Origin of the sequence: Thioalkalivibrio sp. AKL19, assembly GCF_000420165.1 — a bacterium.
Classification (GTDB): domain Bacteria; phylum Pseudomonadota; class Gammaproteobacteria; order Ectothiorhodospirales; family Ectothiorhodospiraceae; genus Thioalkalivibrio.
Genome location: NZ_ATUK01000013.1, coordinates 158,596 through 182,400 on the forward strand (window position 1 = coordinate 158,596; position 23,805 = coordinate 182,400).

The window sequence follows — 23,805 nt, forward strand, 5'->3', positions numbered from 1 at the left end:
ATAAACACCGTCCGCCGGAGCGCGCGGGCCGTTTCGCCGCCGAGGTTCCTCAGGATCGGATCCCGACTCCACGATTGAGAAGCACCAGGGCGATGCCGTAGAGGACGGCGATGAAGCCGGCGATGATTGCAAACGACATGGCGATCGGGAAATCACTGTGCCCCAGGCTGCCGTAGCGGAAGGCGTCGACCATATAGAGGATCGGATTCAGCATGGAGACCCCTTGCCAGAACTCCGGCAGCAGGCTGATCGAGTAGAACACTCCACCCAGGTAGGTCAGCGGGGTCAGGATGAACGTGGGGACGATGGCGATATCGTCGAAGGTACGCGCGAACACGCCGTTGATCAGACCGGCCATGGCAAAAAGGATGGAGGTCATGAGCACGATGACCAGCATCACCAGTGGGTTGTGAATGCTGAGCGGGCTGAAGAACAGCGAGACGAGCAGCACCGCAACGCCCACCGACAGGCCGCGGGCCACACCACCGAAGATGAACCCGAGGATGATCACGCTGTTGGGGATGGGCGAGACCAGCAGCTCCTCGATGTGGCGCTGGAACTTGGACCCGAAGAACGACGACACCACGTTGGAATAGCTGTTGGTGATCACCGCCAGCATGATCAGGCCGGGTACGATGAAGTCCATGTAACGGTAGCCTTCCATCTCCCCGATGCGCTCGCCGATCAGGCCGCCGAAGATGATGAAGTACAGCGCGGTGGTGATTACCGGGGGCAGGACCGTCTGCACCCAGATCCGCGCGAAACGCAGGACCTCCTTGGTGACGATGGTGCGGAAGGCCGTCCAGTAGTGGCGCAGGTGCGAGTCGCTCATGCCTGGTTCTCCGGCTGCTCGGTGGTGCCGCTGGCGCCCGGTGTCAGGTGACTGGGGCTCTGTCCGGGGCGGGTCATGCGGATGAACAGCTCCTCCAGCCGGTTGGACTTGTTGCGCATGCTCTGAACCCGGATGCCGGCCTGATCCAGCACGCGGAACAGGTCGTTCAGGTGCTGGCCACTGCGGATGTCCGCTTCCAGCGTCAGATCGTCAATCTGGCGCAGGACGATCGGGGCATCCTGCGGGATGCCGGGCGGGGGCTCGCTGAGATCCAGCACCATGGTCTCGGTCTCGAGCTTGGCCAGCAGCTGCTTCATCGTGGTGTTTTCGACGATGCCGCCGTCGTCGATGATCGCGATGTTGCGGCAGAGCGTCTCCGCCTCCTCGAGGTAATGCGTGGTCAGGATGATGCTGCGCCCGTCGGTGTTGATCCGGGTGAGGAAGTCCCACATGGAACGGCGCAGTTCGATATCGACGCCGGCGGTGGGTTCGTCGAGGATCAGCAGGCGTGGTTCGTGAACCAGGGCGCGCGCAATCATCAGGCGCCGCTTCATGCCGCCGGAGAGTGTGCGCGCCATGTCCTTGCGCTTCTCCCACAAGCCCAGTTCGTTCAGGTAGTGCTCGCAGCGCTCCCAGGCCTCGCGGCGCGGGATCCCGTAGTAACCGGCCTGATTGACCACGATCTCGCCAATCGGCTCGAAGTTGTTGAAATTGAACTCCTGGGGGACCAGTCCGATGGAGCGCTTGACCGCCTGCAGGTCGGTGTCCAGGTCGTGACCGAAGACCTTGACCGTTCCGGCCGTCTTGTTGATCAGCGAGGTGATGATGCCAATGGTCGTCGACTTGCCGGCCCCGTTGGGGCCGAGCAGGGCGAAGAAGCTGCCCGGTGCCACCTCGAGGTCGATGCCCTTGAGGGCCTCGAATCCGTTCTTGTAGGTCTTCTTCAGCCCGCGGATTTCCAGCGCTGGCGTCATGGTCACGTCCTGTAGCGGTCGGGGTTTCCCTGCATGGAGCGATCCCGGGGGATCGACAAGGTGCGTATTATGGAGGCTTTGAATCGTTGTCGAGGAAAGCCGCGTGGATTCTGTTTTTGTTGCGTCGTCGGAAACCGCCGTTTTGCTGATCCCGGTCAGCCGCGAATCCCTTCCGGTTCGCCTGGAGAGTGCCCCGGCCAGCTGGGGCAAATGGGTGGAGGCCTCCGGGTTCGAGGCGGAGCCGGGGGCCACCCTGCGCATCCCGAACGCCGAGGGCGGGCTGGAGGCGGTCCTGGCCGGCTTCGATGCGGAGACGCCGATCTGGATGCTGGCAGGCGCGGCGGAATCCCTGGGTACGGGGGACTATCGCCTGGAGACGGATTTTCTCAACCCCGAAGTGCAGAACCTCGCCGCGATCGGGTGGGGTCTGGGGCGGTACCGCTTTGACCGCTACCGCGAGGCCCCGGAACGCGCGCCACGCCTGGTCTGGCCGGAGGACGCGGATCCGGCCAGGGTGCTGGCGTTCGTCGAATCCATCAGCCTCACCCGTGACCTGATCAACACCCCGGCGGCCGACATGATGCCCGCCAACCTGGCGGTGACGGCGCGGGAACTGGCCGAGCAGTTCGGTTGCAGCCTGCATGTGGTCAGTGACAGCGACAAGCTGGAGCAGGACTTCCCCTGCATCCATGCCGTGGGCGCGGCGAGTCACCATGGTTCAAGGGTCATCGAGCTGACTTGGGGCCCGCCGGACGCGCCCTCGCTGGTGCTGGTGGGCAAGGGAGTGTGCTTCGATTCCGGCGGGCTGAACCTCAAGCCCGGGAATTCCATGCGCCAGATGAAGAAGGACATGGGCGGGGCCGCCATCGTGCTGGGCCTCGCGCGGCTGATCATGGCGCAGAATCTGCCTCTCCGGCTGACCGTGCTGGTCGGCGCGGTGGAGAACGCTATCGGCGCCGGGGCCTTCCGGCCGGGGGACGTCCTCACCGCGCGCAACGGCAAGCGCATCGAGATCGACAACACGGACGCCGAGGGGCGGCTGGTGCTGGCCGATCTGCTGGATCGTGCGGGGGCCTTCCATCCCGACCTGCTGGTGGATTTCGCCACCCTTACCGGGGCTGCGCGGGTGGCCGTGGGGACCGAGATCAGCGCTTGCCTCACCCAGGACGAGGGCTGGGCCCGGGCGCTGGTCGAACCGGCCCGCGAATGGGACGACCCGGTCTGCCAGCTGCCGCTGCACGCGCCGTACCGGTACATGCTCGACAGCGACGTCGCGGACATCGCGAACAGCTCCAGCGGTGGCCTCGCCGGGGCCATCACGGCCGGTCTGTTCCTGAAGGAGTTTGTCCCCGAGGGGACGACCTGGATGCATTTCGACATCATGGCCTTCAACGAGCGCGCACGGCCGGGTCGGCCCAAGGGGGGCGAGGCCATGGGCCTGCGGGCATTGTTCGCGGCGCTGGAGTCGCGCTACGGGCAGGCCGGGTAGCGGGCCGGGCCGGGGGAGAGATTCCCCCCTGCCGCCCGCCCTCCAGTCGCCGACTATAGCGGTCAGATGAGCTTGAGGTCGCTGCGGGCGCGGATGATCTTGCGCAGGGCGATCAGGTAGGCAGCGGTGCGGTAGTCAAGGATCTCGCCGTTGCTTTCCACCTCGCGGACCTCGTGCATCTCGCGGAAGGCCTCGCGCATGGTGTCCTCGAGGCCCGAGCGGACCAGGTCGATCTCCTCGGCCCCGCGCACGACGGCGTCACGAATCCATTCCGGGATGCTCTCGTTGGTCATCATCTCGATGGCCGTGACGATGTGCTGGCCCTGGGCCTGGTCATACCGGCGTTCCAGGCGCCCGAAGCGCATGTGGGAAAGGTTCCGCACCCACTCGAAGTAGGAGACGACGACGCCGCCTGCGTTCACATAGACGTCGGGCAGGATCGTGACGCCCCGGTCCCGCAGCGCCTGATCCGCCTCCCACGTGCAGGGGCCATTGGCGGCCTCGGCGATCAGGCGGGCCTGGATGCGGTCGGCATTGTCGCGGTGGATCGCCCCTTCCAGCGCGGCGGGGATCAGGATGTCGCAATCGCGTTCCATGATGCGGTTGCCATCGCGCACGAACTCGACCCCCGCAAAGCCCTCCATGGTGCCGCTGCGGCGCACGTAGTCGTGCAGCGCCTCAACATCGATACCGTCTTCGGAATACACCCCGCCATCGCTCTTGATGACGCCGACAATCTTCGCGTGGTCATCGTGCTGCAGAAAGCGTGCGGCGTAGTAGCCCACGTTGCCAAAGCCCTGAATGATGATGCGCTGGTCGCCCAGGCCGCCCTTGAAACCGGCCTCGCGGGCCGCCGAGCCTTCGCGGAAGAAGGCCTGAAGCGCATACTGCACGCCGCGCCCGGTCGCCTCGAGGCGACCGACGATGCCCCCCAGCTCGACCGGCTTGCCGGTGACCGAGGCGGCATGGTCCAGGTCCTCCGGGTGGCGCTCGCGATAGGTCTCCATGATCCAGGCCATTTCGCGCTGCGAGGTCCCGACATCCGGGGCGGGCACGTTCTGGGCCGGGCTGATGTAGTCGCGCTGGATCAGTTCGTGGGCGAAACGCCGGGTGATGCGTTCCATCTCCCATTCGTCGTATTTCTGCGGGTCGATCCGCAGCCCGCCCTTGGAACCGCCGAAGGGGATATCCACGATGGCGCACTTGTAGGTCATCAGGGCCGCCAGTGCCTCGGCGTGCTCCTGGTCCATGGTCGCCGCAAAGCGCAGCCCGCCCTTGGACGGCATCCGATGCGCGGAGTGCACGGCCCGCCAGCCGCTGAACACTTCGATGCGGTCGCGAAAACGGATCGGAAAGCTCACCTGAATGACAGAATCACAGGTCTTCAGCGCCTCCCGGGCCCCCTCGGGCAGCTCAAGGTACGCCATGGCCCGGTCGACCATGTGTGAGACACTATCGAGAAAGGTTTCAGGGACTTCGCTTTCCGACATGATGGCAATCCTTTCTGGTGTGGCCATGCCGCCCGCAAGGCATGGAGGCTTCGCTGATGAGTGACGCGGGATCCGCTCCCGACCCGCGGTTTTCGGTGGCACCGATGATGGACTGGACGGACACCTGGTGTCGCCGGTTCCATCGGCTGCTGACCCGGCGGGCATTGTTGTACACCGAGATGGTGCATGCCAACGCGGTGATTCATGGCGATCGCGACCGGTTGCTGGGGTATGCGCCGGTGGAGCACCCGCTGGCCCTGCAACTGGGCGGTTCCGAACCGGCCACGTTGGCCGACGCCGCCCGGATCGCGGCCGAGCGCGGCTACGACGAGATCAACCTGAACGTTGGCTGCCCTTCCGACCGCGTGCAGTCGGGCGCCTTCGGCGCCTGCCTGATGGCACAGCCGGGCCTGGTCGCCGATTGCGTCGCGGCGATGCGGCAGGCCGTGGATGTCCCGGTCACCGTCAAGCACCGGATCGGCATTGATGACCAGGATTCGGAGGCGGACCTGCATGCCTTCGTGGAACGCGTGGCACAGGCCGGTTGCCGGCACTTCGTAGTGCATGCGCGAAAGGCCTGGCTGCAGGGCTTGAGCCCCAGGGACAATCGCGACGTCCCGCCGCTGGACCACCAGCGCGTGTACCGCCTGAAGACGGAATTCCCGGACCTGACCATCGTGCTGAACGGCGGACTGGACGATGTGCCCGGCGCCCGCAGCCATCTGGAACACGTGGACGGCGTGATGTTCGGCCGCAAGGCCTATCACGAGCCCTGGAGCCTGGCCGCGGTCGATCGCCTGTATTTCGGCGCGGCGCAGGACCCCACTCGCGAAGCGGTGCTGGACGGCATCCTGGCGCTGGCGGAACAGATGCGCCGCGACGGCGTTCCGCTGGCCCGCCTGACCCGTCACATCCTGGGGCTGTTCCACGGCGAGCCCGGGGCCCGCCGGTGGCGCCGCATCCTGACCGAGGGTGCCCACCAGGCGGACGCCGGGCCGGAACTGATCGTGCAGGCGGCGCAGGCCTGTCTGCCTCGGGCCGCCTGACGACCCCCGACGGGCGTGCCCGGTTATTCGGCCGGGTCGTCCGGCGCGAGCCAGCCGGCCTCGAGCCCGTCCGCGAGGACCTGCCGGATCGCGGGGATTGCCTCCTCCCACTCCGCGATGCTGAGCGTGTCGGCGCCACAGAAGGTCTCGAGCACTTCGGGTGCAACGGCCTGTGCCGGATAGTCAGTGCCGGCGATGCACAGCACCGGACCGTCCGGGCCGCGGAACCATGCGCGCCGCACGCCCGGATGAACGATGAACCGGGTCGCCGGGGTCGCGCGGGCCGCGAGCGACGGGTCTTGCGGGGCGAGCTCCACGTTTCCGGCCGGTCGGGTCAGGAAACGGCCCAGGTAAGCGTCCAGGTCGTGGTCCTCGGCCGCCAGCAACGCGCGCAGGGCCGCGCGCAGTTCGCCCCGGTCCGCCGCCGGGATCTCGGTGGCATGCGTGACCGGGTGCCGACCGGGATCCTCGAAGCGCGCCTGGTCGCCGATCACGTTGGCGCGTTCCTCGAGAAAGCCGGTCAGTACGTCGAGGATGGTCGGGGCCCGGAAGCCGACCGACCAGGTCATGCACGCCTTGTCCAGGGACATGCCGTAATGCGGCAGTCCGGGCGGCAGGTAGAGCAGGTCGCCGGGCCCCAGCTCCCAGGACTCTGTGGGCTCGAACGCCTGCAGGATGGCCAGCGGGAGGTCGTCGTGGCACGCCAGCGATCCGGGCGGGTCCTGGATCTGCCAGCGGCGTCGCCCGGCGGCCTGGAACAGGAAGACGTCGTACTGGTCCACATGCGGGCCGACCGAGCCGCCGGGCGGGGCATAGGAGATCATCAGGTCGTCCCGGCGCCAGCGCGGGACGAAGTCGAAGCGCGCGAGGAACTCCGGACCCCCGGGCCAGAAGCGCTCGACATCGGTGACCAGCAGCGTCCAGTCACGCTGGGGCAGCCCGCCCAGGCGCTCGGCATCGAAGGGCCCGTACTCGACATCCCAGTCCTGGCGATCGACATGACCGCTGACGATACGGCTGGCGGCGTCGGCATCGGTCGCCAGCCCGGCGAGGTCGTCGGGCTCGATGGGGTTGTCGAAGCCGGGGATGGCGCCGCGCACCAGCAGCGGGCGCTGCTGCCAGTAGTCGCGCAGGAATTCGGCGGGGGTGAGGCCGCCGAGCAGGGCGAGCGGTTGGTTCGGGTCCGGGGCCGCCATGCCGCGCGCCGGATCAGATGTCGCGGGCGAGTCGGTCGGCGATGCCGGTGTAGGTGCCCGGTGTCAGCTCGCGCAGGCGGGCGCGGGCCTCTTCCGGGATGTCGAGCCCATCGATGAACGCCGCCAATGCTTCGGGGGTGATGCGCTGTCCGCGCGTCAGCTCCTTGAGCTTCTCGTAGGGCGACTCGATGCCATAGCGGCGCATGACCGTCTGCACCGCTTCGCCGAGAACCTCCCAGTTCTGGTCCAGATCCTCCGCCAGGCGTCCCGGCTCGATCTCCAGCTTGCCGAGCCCGCGGCCGAAGGCCTTGTAGGCGATCAGCGACCAGGCGAACGCCGGGCCGATGTTGCGCAGTACGGTGGAGTCGGTCAGGTCGCGCTGGAAGCGCGAGACCGGCAGCTTGCTCGCCAGGTGGTCGAACAGGGCGTTGGCCAGGCCCAGGTTGCCCTCGGCGTTCTCGAAGTCGATCGGGTTGACCTTGTGCGGCATGGTCGAGGAGCCGACTTCACCGGCCACGACCTTCTGCTTGAAATACCCCAGCGAGATATAGCCCCAGATGTCGCGCGCGGCATCCAGCAGGATGGTGTTCGCGCGCATGAAGGCGTGAAACAGCTCCGCGAGGAAGTCGTGCGGCTCGATCTGGGTGGTATGGGTATTTGGCTCCAGACCCAGGCCCTCGATCATCCGGCGCGACAGCGCGGGCCAGTCGACCTCGGGATAGGCGACGGCATGGGCGTTGAAGTTGCCGACCGCCCCGTTGATCTTGCCGCGACAGGCCACCCCGGCGATCTCGTCGCGCTGGCGCTCCAGGCGGGCGACCACGTTGGCCAGTTCCTTGCCCATGGTGGTGGGGGAGGCGGGCTGGCCGTGGGTGCGCGCGAGCATCGGCTGTTCGGCGAAGCGGCCGGACAGTTCGCGCAGCGGGGCGAGCACGGCATCCAGGGCCGGCAGCATCACCATGTCACGGGCCTCGCGGACCATTACGCCATAGGCGAGGTTGTTGATGTCCTCGGAGGTGCAGGCGAAGTGCACGAACTCGATCTGGCTCTGCAGGTCGCCGCGGTCCGCCATCTGCTCCTTGATGTAGTACTCGATCGCCTTCACGTCGTGGTTCGTGGTCGCCTCGATCTCCTTGACGCGCGCCCCGGCCACTTCGTCGAAGCTGAAGGCGATCTCGTCGAGGAAGGCGCCGGCCTCGTCGGTCAGCGCCGGGACCTCGGGGATGGCCGGTTCGGCGGCCAGTGCCTTGAGCCAGGCGATCTCCACCCGCACGCGGGCCTGCATCAGGCCCTGTTCGGAGAAATAGGGGGCCAGGTCGCGGGTGTGGCGGGCGTAGCGGCCGTCGACGGGGCTGATCGCGGTCAGGGGGCTCAGGGACATGGGAATTCCGGGGTCGGGTTCGGGACAGGCGGCGCAGTATACTAAGGCGCTCAACTGCAATACAGCATCGCACCCGCGCAAACCAGGAGGAAGGCATGTCGAAGCCCGCAACGCGTCAGGAACAGGACAGCCTCGGGACAGTGGAGGTCCCGGAACAGGCCCTGTGGGGCGCCCAGACTCAGCGCGCGGTGGACAACTTCCAGATCGCCCAGCGGCCGCTGCCCCCGGCCTTCATTTATGCACTGGCCCAGACCAAGGCGGCCTGCGCCGAGGCCAACCAGGCCCTGGAACAACTGACGCCCGAGGTGGCCGCCGCGATCGTGGCGGCGGCCGAGGCGGTCGCCAGCGGCGAGCATGCCGACGCGTTTCCGGTGGACGTCTACCAGACCGGCTCCGGGACCAGCAGCAACATGAACATGAACGAGGTGATCGCGCACCTGGCCTCCACCGAGTCGCTGCCGGTTCATCCCAACGATCACGTGAACCGCTCGCAGAGTTCGAATGACGTGATCCCGACCGCCCTGCACGTGGCGGCCTCGGTCCAGCTGGAACAGGAGCTGATTCCGGCCCTGCGCCACCTGATCGCCACCATCGCCCGGCGCGAGGGCGAGCTGACCGAGATCGTGAAGACCGGCCGCACCCACCTGATGGATGCCATGCCGGTGCGCCTGAGCCAGGAGCTGTCGGGCTGGCGTACACAGCTCGAGCTGGACGTCGAACGCCTGCGCGAAACCCGCACCCGGGTGAATCGCCTGGCGATCGGCGGCACGGCGGTGGGCACGGGTATTAACGCCCCCGCCGCCTTTGGTGACCGTGTGGCCCGGCGCCTGGCGGAACGCACCGGCATTGCCTTTGAACGCGAGCCCAACGGGTTTGCGGCCCTGGCCAGCCAGGACACGGCGGTCGAGCTGTCCGGCCAGCTGCGCACCACGGCCACCAGCCTGATCAAGATCGCGAACGACCTGCGCTGGATGAACTCGGGGCCGCTGGCCGGGCTCGGCGAGATCGCGCTTCCGGCCCTGCAGCCGGGCAGTTCGATCATGCCGGGCAAGGTAAATCCGGTGATACCCGAGGCCGTGATCATGGCCGCGCAGCAGGTAATCGGGCTGGATGCCGCGATTGCCGCCGCGGGGCAGGGGGGCAGTTTCCAGCTGAATGTGGGGTTGCCGCTGATCGCCGACAACCTGCTCAACCAGACAAGCCTGCTCGCGCGTGCGGCCGGTCATCTGGCGGATCGGGCCATGGCCGGTTTTACGGTGAACGAGGATGTCCTGCGCGCCGCCCTGGATCGCAACCCGATCCTGGTGACCGCCCTGAACGCGGAGATCGGCTACGAGGCCGGCGCCCGCATCGCCAAGGAGGCCTACGCGACGGGGCGCCCGATCGTCGACGTAGCGGCGGAACACACGGACATCCCGCGCGAACGCCTGCAGGCGCTGCTCGACCCGGCGGTCCTGACCGGGCCGCAGGACGGATAGGGAACGGTCAAGCGGTCTCGACGGGAAGCACCACGGCCGGGCGGAGCAGCTCCCGGAAATTGGCAAACGGGACCGGGTACGAGTAGAAATAGCCTTGGGCCGTATGGCAGTCGAGCGCCTGCAGGACTTGCGCTTGGCGCTCGGTCTCCACGCCCTCCGCGATCACGTCCAGGCCCAGCGTGCGGGCCATCAGCACGATCGCGCGCACGATCTGCGAGTGACCCTCGCCCTGGTCGAGGTCCTTCACGAAGGAACGATCGATCTTCAACGTGTCCGCGGGGATCTGTTTGAGCTGCATCAGCGAGGCGTGGCCGGTACCGAAGTCGTCGACCGCCAGGGACATCCCCACCTGGCGCAGGCGCTGGAAGACCCGGGCCGCTCCCTGCGGGTCGTCCATGATGCTGGTCTCGGTCAGCTCGAGCTCGATGCAGCGGGGCGGGATGCCGGCCTCGCGGATGATGCGATGGAACCCCCCGGCGAGGTCCGGCTGGCGCAGCTGGCGGGCGGAGACATTGATCGCGACGCGCGGCAGTTCCTCCTCCGGCATGTGCAGGGACTGAAGGTCCCGGCAGACCTGGCGCAGGACCCATTCCCCGATCTCCTCGATCAGGGTCATGTCCTCGGCCAGCTCGATGAAGTGTCCCGGCGGGAGCAGGCCCAGTTTCGGGTGCTGCCAGCGAATCAGGGCCTCCGCGCCGATGATGCGTCCACTCGCGAGTTCCACCTTCGGCTGGTAGTGCAGCACGAGCTGGTCATTGGCGATCGCCTGGCCCAGTTCGTTCTCCAACTCGAAGTGGCGGAAGGTCCGGGCGTTGAGATCCTGGGTGTAGAAGCGGAACCCGTTGCGGCCGCGCTGCTTCGCCTCGTACATCGCGGCGTCCGCGTTGCCCAGCAGGGTATCCGGATCCTCGCCGTCGTAGGGGTAGATCGCGATCCCGCAGGAGACACTGCTGACCACCGGCTGGTCGAAGATCTGGCGTTCGGTGGCCGTCTTGCGCACGACGTCCGTGACCAGACGGACCACCCCTTCCAGTCCCTGGCCGTCCTCGACGAGGATGCCGAACTCGTCGCCGCCCAGGCGCGACAGCGTGGTCCGCAGGTGGCGGCCCGAACGCTCGCGGGCCTGGTTCAGGAGCTCGGAGAGATCCTGGGCGACCTTGCGGATCAGCTCGTCGCCCGCGCGGTGGCCGAGGGAGTCGTTGGTACGCTTGAAGTTGTCGAGATCCAGCAGGATCAACGCCACGTGCCCCGCATTGTCCGCGTGGCGCTCCATGGCCTGTGACAGCCGGTCGCTAAACAGCATCCGGTTGGGCAGGTTCGTCAGCGAATCGTGCGACATGTGGTGCAGCAGCTCGCGTGACTGGCGTTCCGTGATCCGCTGCAGGGCCTTCTGGCGCCGGTCCATCATCTGGAACAGGTCGGCGCTCTCCAGCGCGTAGGCGGTGTTGAACAGCACCATGGTCAGCGTCGACAGGATCATCTCGTAGCGCTGCAGCTCCGCCTGGTGGAAGCGGGCGACGAACATGCCGCGAATGCGGGTGCGCGTGGAGATGACGTGCAGCAGCACGCTGTCGCCCGCCGCCGGGGAGGGCAGGCAGACCGGGTGATTTTGGTGCAGCGCCCAGGAGAACTGCCCGTCCTGGATGAGCTGTTCAACGGTATCCGCGAGGTCCGGCTCCAGCTCGCCCGGTTGTTCCTGGTAGGCCAGGTTGAAGGAACAGTCGTTGTCCAGGACATACACGGCCATGTCCTGCGCCGGGAGCAGGCGGCGGATGGACTCGATGGTGTTCTGGATGATGAGCTCGGGGCTGCGGTTGCGGTCGGTGTCGCCAAAGATCGCCGTGGTCGAGGCGAGCACGTCCATCGCGTAGGCGTTGGCCTCCAGGGCCTCCTCGAGGAAGCGGATGCGCTCATGGAGGGCGTTGACCTCCTCGGGCGTTCGGTACGATGGGCTCATGCAACAGCGTCCTTTGCCTGCATACGGGCTCAGTCGAGGAGGATCGCCTGCATCTGGTCCAGATGCTTGCGGGCGTGGCCGATGATGTCTTCGTAGATCGGCATCTCCAGGCCGATGCGGTCGAAGGTCTCGGGGGCGACCGGCGGCACAAACCGCTCGCCGGACGATCCCAGCCGCAGCGAATTCGCGATGCTGTCGGCGACGTGCACGATGGCGGTCTCCACCGGAAACGCGCGGGCCTGGTCCGGGGCGTGGTGGTAGCGCGTGGCCTCTACCTGGGCCGGGGCCATGCCCCATTCCTCCAGCAGGGCGGAGCCGATCGCCGCATGATCGAAACCGAGCAGTTCGCGCTCGGCCTCGAACAGCAGGCACTGCTCGCGCTCGCGGATGTTGATCAGTTCCTCGGTGCGGCTGCCCAGGCGCAGGAACAGCAGCAGTCGTCCCAGGTCGTGCATGATCCCGTACAGGTACAGGCGCTCGATGTTCGCCTCGCGCCGGAAACGCGCGATGGACCGACTGAGAACGCCCACGGCGATGCTGTGGCGCCAGAAGGATTCCATGTCCACACCGATCACCGGCAGACCGCGAAAATGCTCGATGACGATCGTCGACAGCACGATCTGGCGCATCTGCTGCAGGCCAATGATGGACACCGCCCGGTGCAGGGTGTCGATCGGTTCCGGGAACCCGTACAGGGAGGAGTTGGCCATCCGCAGTGTCTTGGCGGCGATGGTCGGGTCCAGCTCCACCGCCTCGGTAATCCCGGCCACGTTCGCGGTCGGGTCGCTAAGGCGCGTGAAGATTGTGTTGTAACTACCGGAAAAGCTGCACAGCGCGTCGTCCTGCTCGAGAAACTCGGCAACCGTCATTACGCACTCCGGGCGTTGGGGCCGCGGCGCATCAGTTCGTCCAGCAACTGCTCGCGGGCCAGGCGGTAGATCCCGTCCATCGGATGGGCCGTCACGTCACAGTGACGAAAGCGCTCGGACAGGATGGTATCGGCTTGCTCCTCCATCTCCGGCGTGGGCCGGGCGGCCGCCGGTGTCTCCGGGGGGGTGTCCTGGCCGTCATTGGCCGCCGCATGTTCGTCCTCGATGACCTCGACGGTGCTGATGCCCCAGGACAGCAGCACGCGAATCTGCTTGTCCTGGAGGACCATGCCGGCGGGGATCAGGAGACGGCCCGAACGGTCATGCACCGCCGTCGCCAGCGTCTGACCGGACTGTACCGACTCCGTGGATATCCGTCGCCCCATGGATCAGACCTTATGCGGAAGCGGCGAGCTGGCGCAACACGTACGGGAGAATGCCGCCATGGCGGAAGTAGTCCACCTCCTGCGGGGTATCCAGGCGCACGCGTACCGTGAAGGTCTTGCGCTGGCCGTCGTCATCCACGGCCGTGACCGTGGCCTCGCGGGCTTCGCCGTTCTCCACGCCGGTAATGCTGTAGGTCTCGCGCCCGGTCAGTTCGTGGCTGGCCGCGTTCTCGCCGGGCAGGAACTGTAGCGGCAGCACGCCCATGCCGACGAGGTTGGAGCGGTGGATGCGCTCGAAGCTTTCGACAATGACCGCCTTGACGCCCAGCAGCAGGGTGCCCTTGGCGGCCCAGTCGCGCGAGGAGCCGGTGCCGTATTCCTGGCCGGCGATCACGATCAGCGGGGTATCCTCTTCCTGATAGCGCATGGCCGCGTCGTAGATGGACATCTGTTCGCCGTCCGGCAAGTGCTGGGTCACCCCGCCCTGGGTACCCGGCGCCAGCAGGTTGCGCAGGCGCACATTGGCGAAGGTGCCGCGCATCATCACCTCGTGATTCCCGCGACGGGAACCGTACGAGTTGAAGTCGGCCGGCTTCACGCCCTTGGATTCCAGGTAGCGGCCCGCCGGGCTGTCCTTGGCGATGGAGCCGGCCGGGGAGATGTGGTCGGTGGTGACCGAGTCGCCCAGCAGGGCCAGCACGCGCGCGCCCTGGATGTCGTGCCAGGGCATAGGCGTCATGCCCATGCCCTTGAAGTAGGGCGGGTTGCGCACGTAGGTTGAGTCTTCCTGCCAGTCGAATCGCTCGCCCTGCGGGGCCTCCAGATTGCGCCAGCGGTCCTCGCCGGAATAGAGATCGCCGTAGGCGCTCGTGAAGCTGCCGGCGCCGACATGGCTGGCCACTGTCTCGCGCACCTCTTCCGTGGTCGGCCAGATGTCCTTCAGATAGACCGGGTCACCGGCGGCGTTCTCGCCGATCGGATCACTGTACAGGTCGATATTGCTGCGGCCTGCCAGGGCATAGGCGACCACCAGCGGCGGCGAGGCCAGGAAGTTCATCTGCACCTCGGAATGGATGCGGCCCTCGAAGTTGCGGTTGCCGGAGAGCACCGAGCTGACGATCAGGTCGTCCTTGATGATGGCCTCGGAGATCGGTTCCGGAAGCGGACCGGAGTTGCCGATGCAGGTGGTGCAGCCGTAGCCGACCACGTGGAAACCCAGGTGCTCGAGGTCCTTCAGCAGACCCGACTTTTCGAGATAGTCGGTGACCACGCGCGAGCCAGGGGCGAGGGACGTCTTCACCCACGGCTTGACCTGCAGGCCGAGTTCGCGCGCCTTGCGGGCCACGAGACCGGCGCCCAGCATCACCGACGGGTTGGAGGTGTTGGTGCAGGAGGTGATCGCGGCAATCACGATATCGCCGTGATCCAGGGTAAAGGTCTCGCCGTCCATCTCGATGGCGGTGTGGTGGGGCTCCTCCGCCTGGTGTTCCACCCCGACCGCGGTATGGCCGCCCTCGGCGGCGAAACGCTCCGCCTCGGCGGGTTCGTCGGCGCCGCTGTCGCGTTCCTTGAGCATGGTGTCCAGATGGCGGGTAATGGTGGCACCGGCCTGGCTCAAGGGGATACGGTCCTGCGGCCGCTTGGGCCCGGCCAGGCTCGGCTCCACGGTGGACAGGTCCAGCTCGAGCATGTCGCTGTAGCGGGCGATCGGGGCGTTGTCGTTGCGCCACAGGCCCTGGGCCTTCGCGTAGGCCTCGATGAACTCGATGTGCTGGGCGTCGCGCCCCGTCAGGCGCAGGTAGGTCAGGGTCTCGTCATCGATCGGGAAGATGCCGCAGGTGGCGCCGTATTCCGGGGCCATGTTGGCGATGGTGGCGCGATCGGCCAGTGGCAGGTCGGCCAGGCCGTCGCCGAAGAACTCGACGAACTTGCCGACCACGCCCTTCTTGCGCAGCGTCTCGACAATCACCAGCACCAGGTCGGTCGCGGTCGCGCCCTCGGCCAGCTTGCCGGTCAGGCGGAAGCCCACGACCTGCGGGATCAGCATGGAGATCGGCTGGCCGAGCATCGCGGCCTCGGCCTCGATGCCACCCACGCCCCAGCCGAGCACGCCCAGGCCGTTGATCATGGTGGTGTGGGAGTCGGTCCCGACCAGGGTGTCCGGGTAGGCCATGCAGCCCCCCTCGGCCTGGTCGTCCACGAACACCGTACGCGCCAGGTATTCGAGGTTCACCTGGTGGACGATGCCGGTATCTGGCGGCACCACCTTGAAGGTATCGAACGCCTGCTGGCCCCACTTGAGGAAGCTGTAGCGCTCGCGGTTACGCGAGTATTCGAGCTCCGCGTTCAGGTTCATCGCGTTGGCGTTGCCGTGGGCATCCACCTGCACCGAGTGGTCGATGACCAGCTCGGCCGGCTGCAGCGGTGTGATCTTCTTGGGATCACCGCCCAGGGCCTCCATGGCATCGCGCATCGCGGCGAGGTCGACGACCGCCGGCACCCCGGTGAAGTCCTGCAGCAGCACGCGCGCCGGACGGAACGCGATCTCCTGGGTCGGTTCGGCCTTCGGATCCCAGTCCAGCAAGGCCTCGATGTCGGCGCGGCGCACCGTGCGCTCGTCCTCGAAGCGCAGCAGGTTTTCCAGCAGCACCTTCAGCGCAAACGGCAGGTCGGTCGCCCGGGCATCGTCGGTGATCGGCACGTAGCGGCATTCGCGGCCGCCAGCGGTGAGGGTCCGGGTGTTCTTGGGGTCAGCGTGGCTCATGTGCGTCTTCCGCGTTCAGGTATTGAGTCGATTGAGGATGTCGTTCGCTTCGCGAATCAGCCGCTTGCGGCCAAAAAGTAGTTTCCAGCGCGATCCGCCGGCCTGGCGCCAGAGGACCGCCGCGCGGATCCCGGCCAGCAGCAGGGCGCGGATGCGCGCCGCGGTTTCGGGGTTGGACAGGTTGTTCTGTTCGCCCTGCACGATGATGCGCGGGCCGAGCTCGGAGATGGTCTCCTTGTAGATCTCGGCCAGCCGGGCAATCACGCTTTCGTGCGTAATGTGGAAGTAGTCGATCTGGCGCTGGGCGCCCTGCAGGCCGTCGGTCAGCTTCTGCAGCATGTCGTCGCGCTTTTGCAGCTTGCGCTCGAGGAAGATCAGCCCGATGGCGTAACGGGTGATCTCCATGTCCGGCGGCTTGCTGCCGTTTTGCAACTGGCTCTCGATGCGCTCCAGGCCACTGCGCAGGCTGACCGCCTCGCGGTAGACGGCCTCGGGAGTCTCGGCGTCGAAGGCGAACAGGCTGCCGATCAGGACCTCGAATTCGTATTCGTCGCAATTGCCGCGCCAGGCCAGATCCTTGACCAGGCTCGCGCACTGGAAGAGGGCGGCCAGCGCCAGGGTGCGGTTGTGATCGGAGCGGTCCAAACCAGTCGGTTCCTTGGGTGGGTCGGAGTCGGGTCGCCGGGCAGCGGCCACTATACCGGAAGTGGCCTGGGAGACTCACGGCGCATTCGTGGTTCGTGTGGCGATCACCGCCCCGCCCAGGCAGACATCACCACGGTAAAAGGCGATGGACTGCCCCGGCGTCGCCGCCCGTTGGGGTATGTCGAAGACCACGGTGGCGCCGGTCGTGTCCAGTGCCTGCACCCGGCATTCCTGCAGGGGCTGGCGATGGCGCAAGCGGGCCTGGAGTGGTTCACCAGGGACCGGTACATCGTGGATCCAGTGAACGGGCTCCGTCGTCAGCGAGGGGCTCATCAAGAGCGGGTGCAGCGGGTCCTGGGCGACGACCAGGGTGTTGCCCTCCAGGTCCTTGTCGACGACGTACCACGGGGCCTCGGCGAAGCCGTCGACCCCGCCGATCCCCAGGCCCTGGCGCTGGCCGAGGGTGTAGAACATCAGGCCCTGGTGGCGACCGACCACCTGGCCCTCCGGGGTGCGCATGTCTCCCCCGGAGGCCTTTAGATACTGGGCGAGGAAGTCGCGGAAGCGTCGCTCGCCAATGAAGCAGATCCCGGTGGAGTCCTTGCGGGCGTGGTTCGGCAGGCCCAGTTCGCGCGCCCGCTCCCGGACCCGGTCCTTGGGGGTGTCGCCCAGCGGGAACAGGGCGGGGCGCAGTTGTTCCTGGGTCAGGGTGTGGAGGAAGTAGGTCTGGTCCTTGTTGGCATCGGCTGCCGTACACAGTTCGCTGTAGCCGGCGTGGTGGCGCACCCGGGCGTAGTGACCCGTGGCGATCCGGGTGGCGCCCAGCTCGCGGGCGTGGTCGAGGAACGAGCGGAACTTGATCTCGCGGTTGCAGAGGATGTCCGGGTTCGGGGTACGCCCGGCCTCGTATTCATGGAGGAACCGGGCGAACACCCGCTGGCGGTAGTCCTCGGCAAAGTTGGCCTTGTGCAGCGGGATTTCCAGGCAGTCGGCGACTTCGCGGGCCATTTCGTAGTCGGCCTCGGCGGCGCAGTATTCGGCGTCGTCGTCATCCTCCCAGTTCTTCATGAAAAGGCCTTCGACGCGGTAGCCGGCCTCCAGCAGACGGCTGGCCGCGACGGCGGAGTCGACCCCGCCGGACAGGCCGATGATGACGCGCTCGCGACCGGTCATTGCGCGGCGGTCCGCACAAGACTGCCGACCGACTCCAGGGGCAGCCGCAGGCCCTCGCGGTATCGGCGGATGCTGCGCATCACCAGCGGGCTGCGCAGCGGCCAGTCGCGTTCGGCCCTCTCGGGGGTCAGCCAGTGCAGGGCATGGATCGCCGGGTCGCGCGGCGCGGGCGATGGCAGCGGGGTCGCCGCACCGGAAAAGGTGACGCGCAGAATCACGGCCCCGCCCGCCAACTCCAGCAGGTCACAACCCAGGGTGGCGTCGGGCGTGAACGCCATGCAGGTTTCCTCCCGGACCTCGCGTACCACCGCGCCGATCAGGTCCTCTCCGGCATCCAGGTGTCCGGCCGGCTGGTTCAGGACCCGGCGCCCGCCATCGGTTTCCTCGACAAACAGGAACTGACCATCGTGTTCGATCACGGCGGCCACGGTGATGTGACAGGGGAGGCGGTCGGTCATGCGGCGAATGATAACGCAGCCGCCGGGGCAGGCTGCCATTCCGGAACGCGCAATCCGTACCCCTTCGCCCACCGGAAACGGCGTTTCGGCATGTATAATCGAGCCATACGCAATCAACCCATCGATTTTCTCGAGTTCCGCACAAGGAGTTTGCATGGCCTACCAGCACATTCAGGTCCCGGAGAAGGGCGAACGCATCACCGTCGATGACCAGGGAAAGCTGCAGGTGCCGGATCATCCGGTGATCCCCTACATCGAAGGTGACGGGATCGGTGTGGACATCACCCCGGTGATGCGCCGGGTGACCGATGCGGCGGTGGAGAAGGCCTACGGCGGCAAGAAGGCCATCGAGTGGATGGAGGTTTACGCCGGCGAGAAGGCGACGCAGGTCTACGATGACGACTCCGGGCTGCCTGACGAGACCCTGGAGGCGGTGAAGGACTATCGCGTGTCGATCAAGGGTCCGCTGACCACCCCGGTGGGTGGCGGCTTCCGCTCCCTGAATGTGGCCCTGCGTCAGAAGCTGGATCTGTATGTCTGTCTGCGCCCGGTGCGCTATTACGACGGCACCCCGAGCCCGCTGAAGGAGCCGGAGAAGACCGACATGGTGATCTTTCGAGAGAATTCCGAGGACATCTACGCCGGGATCGAGTTCGAGTCGGGGACCCCGGAGGTCAAGAAGGTCATCGACTTCCTGCAGGACGAGATGGGGGTCACCCAGATCCGCTTCCCGGAGACCGCCGGGATCGGTGTGAAGCCGGTCTCCAGCGAAGGCACCAAGCGCCTGGTGCGCAAGGCCATCGAATATGCGATCGATAACGATCGCCCGTCGGTGACCCTGGTGCACAAGGGCAACATCATGAAATTCACCGAGGGCTCCTTCAAGGCCTGGGGCTACGAGCTGGCACGCGAGGAATTCGGTGCGAAGGATCTGGACGGCGGTCCGTGGCAGACCTTCAAGAACCCGAAGACCGGGCGCGAGATCGTCGTCAAGGATGTCATCGCCGACGCCTTCCTGCAGCAGATCCTGCTGCGTCCGGAGGATTACTCGGTGATCGCCACGCTCAACCTCAACGGCGACTATATCTCCGACGCGCTGGCCGCCCAGGTGGGTGGCATCGGGATCGCTCCGGGTGCGAACCTGTCGGATACCACGGCCATGTTCGAGGCGACCCACGGGACCGCGCCGAAGTACGCCGGCCAGGACAAGGTGAACCCTGGCTCGCTGATCCTGTCTGCCGAAATGATGCTGCGGCATCTGGGCTGGTCCGAAGCGGCCGACCTGGTGGTCAAGGGCATGGGCGGCGCGATCAGTGCCGGCGAGGTGACCTATGACTTCGCCCGGCTGATGGATAACGTCGAGCCGATCGCGTGCTCGGCTTTCGGCGAGGCTATGATCAAGCATATGTGACGAACGGGCAGCAGGTGGTCGGAGTGTCCGTAAGGGCACTTGGCCCCAGCCCGGAACCATTCGAGGATGGAGACGACCCAAACGAGTAACCGCTGAAGGCGCGAGTTCGACCGATGAGTGAAGACAAGCCCCAAAACCCCGATCGAGACGACTCGGTAACGGTCGAAGAATCGAGGCCGGAGCTCAAGCCACCGCGACAGTACAAGGTGGTCCTGCTCAACGACGATTTCACGCCGATGGAGTTCGTGATCGAGGTACTGGAGACCTTCTTCAGCATGGATCGCGAAAAGGCCACCCGGGTGATGCTGCACGTGCACACGCGCGGCAAGGGAGTATGCGGCATCTTTACCCGGGATGTGGCCGAGACCAAGGTGGCGCAGGTGAACGACTACGCCCGCAGTCATCAGCACCCACTGCTTTGCTCGATGGAGGAGGCCTGACTCCCATGCTCGACAAGGAACTCGAATTCAGCCTGAACATGGTCTTCAAAGAGGCCCGCGAAAAACGTCACGAGTTCGTGACCGTTGAGCACTTGCTGATGGCGCTGGCGCAGAATCCCAGCGCGGCCACGGTGCTGCGGGCTTGCGGGGGCGATCTCGATCGCATCCGTGACGAGCTTGAGGCCTATATCGACGAGAACACGCCGCGCATCCCGCCGAACGATTCGCGCGAGACGCAACCGACGCTGGGTTTCCAGCGCGTGCTGCAACGGGCGGTGTTCCACGTGCAGTCCAGCGGACGCAAGGAGGTGTCCGGCGCCAATGTCCTGGTCGCGCTGTTCGGCGAGCAGGACAGCCAGGCCCTGTACGTACTGGGCCAGCAGAATATCTCGCGCCTGGACGTGGTCAATTTCATCTCGCACGGCATCTCGAAGGTGGGCGAGGACGAGCTCGGGGCGCAGCCCACCCCGAACGAGTCCCAGGCCGAGCCGGTGGAAGGCGAGCGCGACGACAAGACCAACGCGCTGCAGCTCTACGCCAGCAACCTCAATGACAAGGCACGCAGGGACGAAATCGACCCGTTGATCGGTCGCGATCACGAGATCGAGCGGACCATCCAGATCCTCTGCCGCCGGCGCAAGAACAACCCGCTGCTGGTGGGCGAGGCCGGCGTCGGGAAGACCGCCATTGCCGAGGGTCTCGCCCGGCGCATCGTCGACGACCAGGTGCCGGAGGCGATCGAATCCGCCACCGTCTATGCCCTGGACCTCGGCGCCCTGGTGGCCGGTACCAAGTATCGGGGTGACTTCGAGAAGCGCCTGAAGGGCGTGCTGGCCCAGCTCAAGAAGGAGCCGGGGGCGGTGCTGTTCATCGACGAGATCCACACCATCATCGGGGCCGGCGCGGCCTCCGGCGGGGTGATGGACGCCTCCAACCTGATCAAGCCGATGCTCGCCTCGGGCGAATTGAAGTGTATTGGGTCCACCACCTATCAGGAATACCGCGGCATTTTCGAGAAGGATCGCGCCCTGGCGCGGCGCTTCCAGAAGATCGAGGTGCCGGAGCCGACGGTGGACGAGACCGAGCAGATCCTGCGCGGGCTCAAGTCCCGGTTCGAGATGCACCACAACGTGCGCTTCACCAAACCGGCCCTGCGGGCGGCCGCGGAGCTGGCCGATCGCTACATCACCGACCGCTTCCTGCCGGACAAGGCGATCGACCTGATCGACGAGGCCGGGGCCAGTCGGCAGTTGCAGCCGGTCAGCCAGCGCAAGAAGACCATTGGCGTGCAGGATATCGAGACGATCGTGGCCAAGATCGCGCGCATCCCGCCGAAGTCGGTCTCCAGCTCCGACAAGGAGACCCTGCGCAACCTCGACCGCAACCTGAAGATGACCGTCTTCGGCCAGGACGAGGCCATCGGGACCCTGGCGACCGCCATCAAGATGGCGCGCTCTGGGCTGGGCGATATGGACAAGCCGATTGGCTCGTTCCTGTTTGCCGGCCCGACGGGGGTGGGCAAGACCGAGGTCACGCGTCAGCTGGCGCAGCAGATGGGCATCCACCTGGCCCGCTTCGACATGTCCGAGTACATGGAGCGGCACACCGTGTCCCGCCTGATCGGGGCCCCGCCGGGCTATGTCGGCTACGACGAGGGTGGTCTGCTGACCGACGCCATCCTGAAGCATCCGCATTGCGTGTTGTTGCTGGACGAGATCGAGAAGGCGCACCCGGATGTCTTCAACGTGCTCCTGCAGGTGATGGACCACGGCACGCTGACCGACGCCAACGGCCGCGAGGTGGACTTCCGCAACGTGATCCTGGTGATGACCACCAACGCCGGCGCCGAACAGGCGAATCGTCCGTCGGTGGGGTTCACCCAGCAGGACCACTCCAGCGATGCAATGGAGGCAATCAAGCGCACCTTCACACCGGAGTTCCGCAACCGCCTGGATGCCACGATCCAGTTCGGCCCGCTGGACGAGGCCACCATCCTGAACGTGGTGGACAAGTTCCTGATCCAGTTGCAGGCCCAGCTCGACGAGAAGAAGGTGCACCTGACCGTGGAGCCGGAGGCCCGGGCCTGGCTGGCCGAGCACGGCTACGACGCCAAGATGGGCGCGCGGCCGATGGCGCGCACGCTGCAGGAGCACATCAAGAAGCCCCTGGCCGACGAGCTGCTGTTCGGGCGCCTTGCGCATGGCGGGGAAGTGGTGGTCCGACTGGGCGAGTCCGGCCTGGAACTGGACATTCAGGAGGCGGCTGTGTCGTCCTGACGCGGCGGTTCGGCGCAGGCGGGTCCGCAAGGGCCCGCAAACGAAGAAGCCCCGGTCCGGCCGGGGCTTCTTCGTAGGAGAGGGAACTTACTTGTTGCGGTAGACGATGCGACCCTTGGTCAGGTCGTAGGGCGTCATCTGCACGATCACCTTGTCACCGCGCAGGATCCGGATGTAATGCTTGCGCATCTTTCCGGAGATGTGCGCCGTGATCGTGTGCCCATTTTCGAGCTCCACCCGGAAGGTGGTGTTCGGGAGCGTCTCGACGACGGTGCCCTCCAGCTCGATTTCGTCTTCCTTCGCCATACAGTTCCTCTCGTATTGAATCAAGGTGGCGACATTATCCGGATGCGCCGGTGGAACACAAGTCATGACGCGCCTCGCGCCGCTTGCTGGTCGCATCAGAGGGGCGGCTGAACCGGGCGGTGGCCGCGCGAGGCACGCCTATCCTCCGCGTTTGCCGACACTTAACGGACCGCCTACACTACGCGCGCTTTCACGCGCGAGACCATTGCGAATGACAACATCTTGGGCAGCTGTTTTTCCGGGGCAGGGTTCCCAGTCCACCGGCATGCTGGCCGATCTGGGCGACGATCATGCCATTGTCCGCGACACCTTCCAGGAGGCGTCGGACTGCCTCGACGCCGATCTCTGGAGCCTGTGCCAGCACGGGCCCGTGGAGCAGCTGAACCAGACGGAATGGACGCAACCGGTGATGCTGGCCGCGGGGGTTGCCGCCTGGCGGCTGCTGAGCGAACAGACGTCCGCGCGTCCGCAGGCGGTTGCCGGGCACAGCCTCGGCGAATACAGCGCCCTGGTCGCCGCCGGGGTGCTCCGCTTTCCCGATGCCGTTCGCCTGGTGGCCGAACGCGCCCGGGCCATGCAGGCCGCCGTACCGGAAGGCGAGGGCGCGATGGCCGCGATCCTGGGGCTGGAGGACGACGCGGTGCGGGGTCTTTGCGACGAGCACGCGGGGGGCGAGGTACTGGAGGCCGTCAACCTGAACGCCCCGGGCCAGATCGTCATCGCCGGTAATGTGGCGGCGGTCGAGCGGGCCGTGGGGGCGGCGAAGGATGCGGGGGCCAAGCGAGCCCTGAAGCTGCCGGTATCCGTCCCCTCGCATTGTGCGCTGATGCGCCCTGCGGCGGATCGCCTGCAGGCCGCGCTGGACCGCACCACCTTCAACCCGCCGGCGATCCCGGTCTGGCAGAATGTGACGGCAGCACCGGCGGATTCCGCCGAGGTGATCAAGGACAATCTCGCCGCACAGCTGTATCGTCCGGTGCGCTGGGTCGAGATCGTACAGGGGCTGCGCGGACAGGGCGTGGCGGTACAGGTCGAATGCGGCCCGGGGCGCGTGCTGACCGGTCTGGCCAAGCGGATCGACCGCGAACTGGAACTGTTCGATGTCGCCGACCGCGATACGCTGAAGGCCACCCTCGAGCGCCTGGGGCGGGATTGAGCCGGCTCGCCCGGGATCTTCTGGGTGGGCCAGCCACCCCCGTCGTCGTGAATCCCTTTTACTGAAGCAAAGGCACAA

At 66.5% G+C, this 23,805-nt stretch carries 20 protein-coding genes; 7 read left to right on the top strand and 13 right to left on the bottom strand.

Features of this window, described 5'->3' with window-relative positions; all coding sequences use genetic code 11:
* Positions 1 to 49: 49 nt before the first annotated feature.
* Together F817_RS0108955 and F817_RS0108960 are read right to left on the bottom strand one after the other, a co-directional pair.
* Positions 50 to 832 carry an ABC transporter permease gene (locus tag F817_RS0108955; RefSeq protein WP_024327328.1) on the bottom strand — a complete coding sequence of 261 codons (783 nt, stop codon included), beginning with the start codon at positions 830 to 832 and terminating at the stop codon, positions 50 to 52.
* Positions 829 to 1,806 (bottom strand): ABC transporter ATP-binding protein, encoded by a 978-nt coding sequence (locus F817_RS0108960; RefSeq protein ID WP_024327329.1) that lies wholly within the window; start codon positions 1,804 to 1,806, stop codon positions 829 to 831. The genes F817_RS0108955 and F817_RS0108960 overlap by 4 nt, the downstream gene beginning before the upstream one ends.
* Positions 1,807 to 1,909: 103 nt before the next feature.
* Between F817_RS0108960 and F817_RS0108965 the strand changes: the two genes are divergently transcribed.
* On the top strand, positions 1,910 to 3,295 hold the full coding sequence (locus F817_RS0108965) for a M17 family metallopeptidase (RefSeq protein WP_024327330.1): 1,386 nt from the start codon (positions 1,910 to 1,912) through the stop codon (positions 3,293 to 3,295).
* 62 nt (positions 3,296 to 3,357) lie between these two features.
* On the opposite strand, the gene F817_RS0108970 is transcribed toward F817_RS0108965, so the two are convergent.
* Positions 3,358 to 4,785, bottom strand: a complete 1,428-nt coding sequence (locus tag F817_RS0108970; RefSeq protein WP_024327331.1) for a Glu/Leu/Phe/Val dehydrogenase — start codon at positions 4,783 to 4,785, stop codon at positions 3,358 to 3,360.
* A gap of 56 nt (positions 4,786 to 4,841) precedes the next feature.
* Between F817_RS0108970 and dusA the strand changes: the two genes are divergently transcribed.
* Positions 4,842 to 5,831, top strand: a complete 990-nt coding sequence (gene dusA / locus F817_RS0108975; RefSeq protein ID WP_024327332.1) for a tRNA dihydrouridine(20/20a) synthase DusA — start codon at positions 4,842 to 4,844, stop codon at positions 5,829 to 5,831.
* A gap of 23 nt (positions 5,832 to 5,854) precedes the next feature.
* Here dusA and F817_RS0108980 read toward each other — a convergent pair whose 3' ends face one another.
* On the bottom strand, positions 5,855 to 7,027 hold the full coding sequence (locus tag F817_RS0108980; protein WP_024327333.1) for a cupin domain-containing protein: 1,173 nt from the start codon (positions 7,025 to 7,027) through the stop codon (positions 5,855 to 5,857).
* Between the two features lie 13 nt (positions 7,028 to 7,040).
* Complete coding sequence (purB, locus tag F817_RS0108985) at positions 7,041 to 8,408, bottom strand: adenylosuccinate lyase (RefSeq protein ID WP_024327334.1); 1,368 nt, start codon at positions 8,406 to 8,408, stop codon at positions 7,041 to 7,043.
* Between the two features lie 95 nt (positions 8,409 to 8,503).
* On the opposite strand from purB, the gene F817_RS0108990 reads away from it, so the two are divergent.
* Positions 8,504 to 9,886 carry a lyase family protein gene (locus tag F817_RS0108990; RefSeq protein ID WP_024327335.1) on the top strand — a complete coding sequence of 461 codons (1,383 nt, stop codon included), beginning with the start codon at positions 8,504 to 8,506 and terminating at the stop codon, positions 9,884 to 9,886.
* Between the two features lie 7 nt (positions 9,887 to 9,893).
* Here F817_RS0108990 and F817_RS0108995 read toward each other — a convergent pair whose 3' ends face one another.
* The 7 genes from F817_RS0108995 to F817_RS0109025 all read right to left on the bottom strand — a co-directional run bounded on the left by F817_RS0108995 (position 9,894) and on the right by F817_RS0109025 (position 18,138).
* Positions 9,894 to 11,843 (bottom strand): bifunctional diguanylate cyclase/phosphodiesterase, encoded by a 1,950-nt coding sequence (locus tag F817_RS0108995; protein WP_024327336.1) that lies wholly within the window; start codon positions 11,841 to 11,843, stop codon positions 9,894 to 9,896.
* 29 nt (positions 11,844 to 11,872) lie between these two features.
* The gene (locus F817_RS0109000; protein ID WP_024327337.1) at positions 11,873 to 12,712 is read right to left on the bottom strand and encodes an HDOD domain-containing protein; all 840 of its coding nucleotides are present in this window, start codon (positions 12,710 to 12,712) and stop codon (positions 11,873 to 11,875) included.
* Positions 12,712 to 13,041 carry a hypothetical protein gene (locus tag F817_RS0109005; RefSeq protein ID WP_024327338.1) on the bottom strand — a complete coding sequence of 110 codons (330 nt, stop codon included), beginning with the start codon at positions 13,039 to 13,041 and terminating at the stop codon, positions 12,712 to 12,714. Before F817_RS0109005 ends, F817_RS0109000 begins: the two co-directional genes overlap by 1 nt.
* A gap of 67 nt (positions 13,042 to 13,108) precedes the next feature.
* Entirely contained in the window at positions 13,109 to 15,862 is a 2,754-nt protein-coding gene (gene acnA, locus F817_RS0109010; RefSeq protein ID WP_024327339.1) for an aconitate hydratase AcnA, read from the bottom strand.
* Between the two features lie 15 nt (positions 15,863 to 15,877).
* The gene (gene hflD, locus F817_RS0109015; protein ID WP_024327340.1) at positions 15,878 to 16,507 is read right to left on the bottom strand and encodes a high frequency lysogenization protein HflD; all 630 of its coding nucleotides are present in this window, start codon (positions 16,505 to 16,507) and stop codon (positions 15,878 to 15,880) included.
* A gap of 75 nt (positions 16,508 to 16,582) precedes the next feature.
* A complete protein-coding gene (gene mnmA, locus F817_RS0109020) occupies positions 16,583 to 17,680 on the bottom strand; it encodes a tRNA 2-thiouridine(34) synthase MnmA (protein ID WP_024327341.1) in 1,098 nt (365 codons plus the stop codon).
* Positions 17,677 to 18,138, bottom strand: coding sequence for an NUDIX domain-containing protein (locus F817_RS0109025; RefSeq protein ID WP_024327342.1), 462 nt, complete (start codon positions 18,136 to 18,138; stop codon positions 17,677 to 17,679). Before F817_RS0109025 ends, mnmA begins: the two co-directional genes overlap by 4 nt.
* Before the next feature lie 154 nt (positions 18,139 to 18,292).
* Between F817_RS0109025 and icd the strand changes: the two genes are divergently transcribed.
* From icd to clpA, 3 genes are all read left to right on the top strand, one after another.
* Positions 18,293 to 19,549 (top strand): NADP-dependent isocitrate dehydrogenase, encoded by a 1,257-nt coding sequence (gene icd, locus F817_RS0109030; protein WP_024327343.1) that lies wholly within the window; start codon positions 18,293 to 18,295, stop codon positions 19,547 to 19,549.
* A 113-nt stretch (positions 19,550 to 19,662) separates the two neighbouring features.
* Positions 19,663 to 19,989, top strand: a complete 327-nt coding sequence (clpS, locus tag F817_RS0109035; protein WP_024327344.1) for an ATP-dependent Clp protease adapter ClpS — start codon at positions 19,663 to 19,665, stop codon at positions 19,987 to 19,989.
* Between the two features lie 5 nt (positions 19,990 to 19,994).
* Positions 19,995 to 22,265 (top strand): ATP-dependent Clp protease ATP-binding subunit ClpA, encoded by a 2,271-nt coding sequence (gene clpA / locus F817_RS0109040; RefSeq protein ID WP_024327345.1) that lies wholly within the window; start codon positions 19,995 to 19,997, stop codon positions 22,263 to 22,265.
* 87 nt (positions 22,266 to 22,352) lie between these two features.
* Here clpA and infA read toward each other — a convergent pair whose 3' ends face one another.
* Positions 22,353 to 22,571 (bottom strand): translation initiation factor IF-1, encoded by a 219-nt coding sequence (infA, locus tag F817_RS0109045; protein WP_012982660.1) that lies wholly within the window; start codon positions 22,569 to 22,571, stop codon positions 22,353 to 22,355.
* 211 nt (positions 22,572 to 22,782) lie between these two features.
* Between infA and fabD the strand changes: the two genes are divergently transcribed.
* The gene (gene fabD / locus F817_RS0109050) at positions 22,783 to 23,727 is read left to right on the top strand and encodes an ACP S-malonyltransferase (RefSeq protein ID WP_081644477.1); all 945 of its coding nucleotides are present in this window, start codon (positions 22,783 to 22,785) and stop codon (positions 23,725 to 23,727) included.
* Positions 23,728 to 23,805: the final 78 nt, after the last annotated feature.

What these genes read in the sequence shown, in the direction of transcription:
- F817_RS0109000 (WP_024327337.1), bottom strand. Translation starts at nt 12,712, where the DNA reads ATGACGGTTGCCGAGTTTCTCGAGCAGGACGACGCGCTGTGCAGCTTT.
- F817_RS0108970 (WP_024327331.1), bottom strand. Translation starts at nt 4,785, where the DNA reads ATGTCGGAAAGCGAAGTCCCTGAAACCTTTCTCGATAGTGTCTCACAC.
- clpA (WP_024327345.1), top strand. Translation starts at nt 19,995, where the DNA reads ATGCTCGACAAGGAACTCGAATTCAGCCTGAACATGGTCTTCAAAGAG.
- F817_RS0109025 (WP_024327342.1), bottom strand. Translation starts at nt 18,138, where the DNA reads ATGACCGACCGCCTCCCCTGTCACATCACCGTGGCCGCCGTGATCGAA.
- F817_RS0108995 (WP_024327336.1), bottom strand. Translation starts at nt 11,843, where the DNA reads ATGAGCCCATCGTACCGAACGCCCGAGGAGGTCAACGCCCTCCATGAG.
- infA (WP_012982660.1), bottom strand. Translation starts at nt 22,571, where the DNA reads ATGGCGAAGGAAGACGAAATCGAGCTGGAGGGCACCGTCGTCGAGACG.
- purB (WP_024327334.1), bottom strand. Translation starts at nt 8,408, where the DNA reads ATGTCCCTGAGCCCCCTGACCGCGATCAGCCCCGTCGACGGCCGCTAC.
- fabD (WP_081644477.1), top strand. Translation starts at nt 22,783, where the DNA reads ATGACAACATCTTGGGCAGCTGTTTTTCCGGGGCAGGGTTCCCAGTCC.
- F817_RS0108990 (WP_024327335.1), top strand. Translation starts at nt 8,504, where the DNA reads ATGTCGAAGCCCGCAACGCGTCAGGAACAGGACAGCCTCGGGACAGTG.
- dusA (WP_024327332.1), top strand. Translation starts at nt 4,842, where the DNA reads ATGAGTGACGCGGGATCCGCTCCCGACCCGCGGTTTTCGGTGGCACCG.
- icd (WP_024327343.1), top strand. Translation starts at nt 18,293, where the DNA reads ATGGCCTACCAGCACATTCAGGTCCCGGAGAAGGGCGAACGCATCACC.
- mnmA (WP_024327341.1), bottom strand. Translation starts at nt 17,680, where the DNA reads ATGACCGGTCGCGAGCGCGTCATCATCGGCCTGTCCGGCGGGGTCGAC.
- F817_RS0108960 (WP_024327329.1), bottom strand. Translation starts at nt 1,806, where the DNA reads ATGACGCCAGCGCTGGAAATCCGCGGGCTGAAGAAGACCTACAAGAAC.
- acnA (WP_024327339.1), bottom strand. Translation starts at nt 15,862, where the DNA reads ATGAGCCACGCTGACCCCAAGAACACCCGGACCCTCACCGCTGGCGGC.
- F817_RS0108955 (WP_024327328.1), bottom strand. Translation starts at nt 832, where the DNA reads ATGAGCGACTCGCACCTGCGCCACTACTGGACGGCCTTCCGCACCATC.
- clpS (WP_024327344.1), top strand. Translation starts at nt 19,663, where the DNA reads ATGAGTGAAGACAAGCCCCAAAACCCCGATCGAGACGACTCGGTAACG.
- F817_RS0108980 (WP_024327333.1), bottom strand. Translation starts at nt 7,027, where the DNA reads ATGGCGGCCCCGGACCCGAACCAACCGCTCGCCCTGCTCGGCGGCCTC.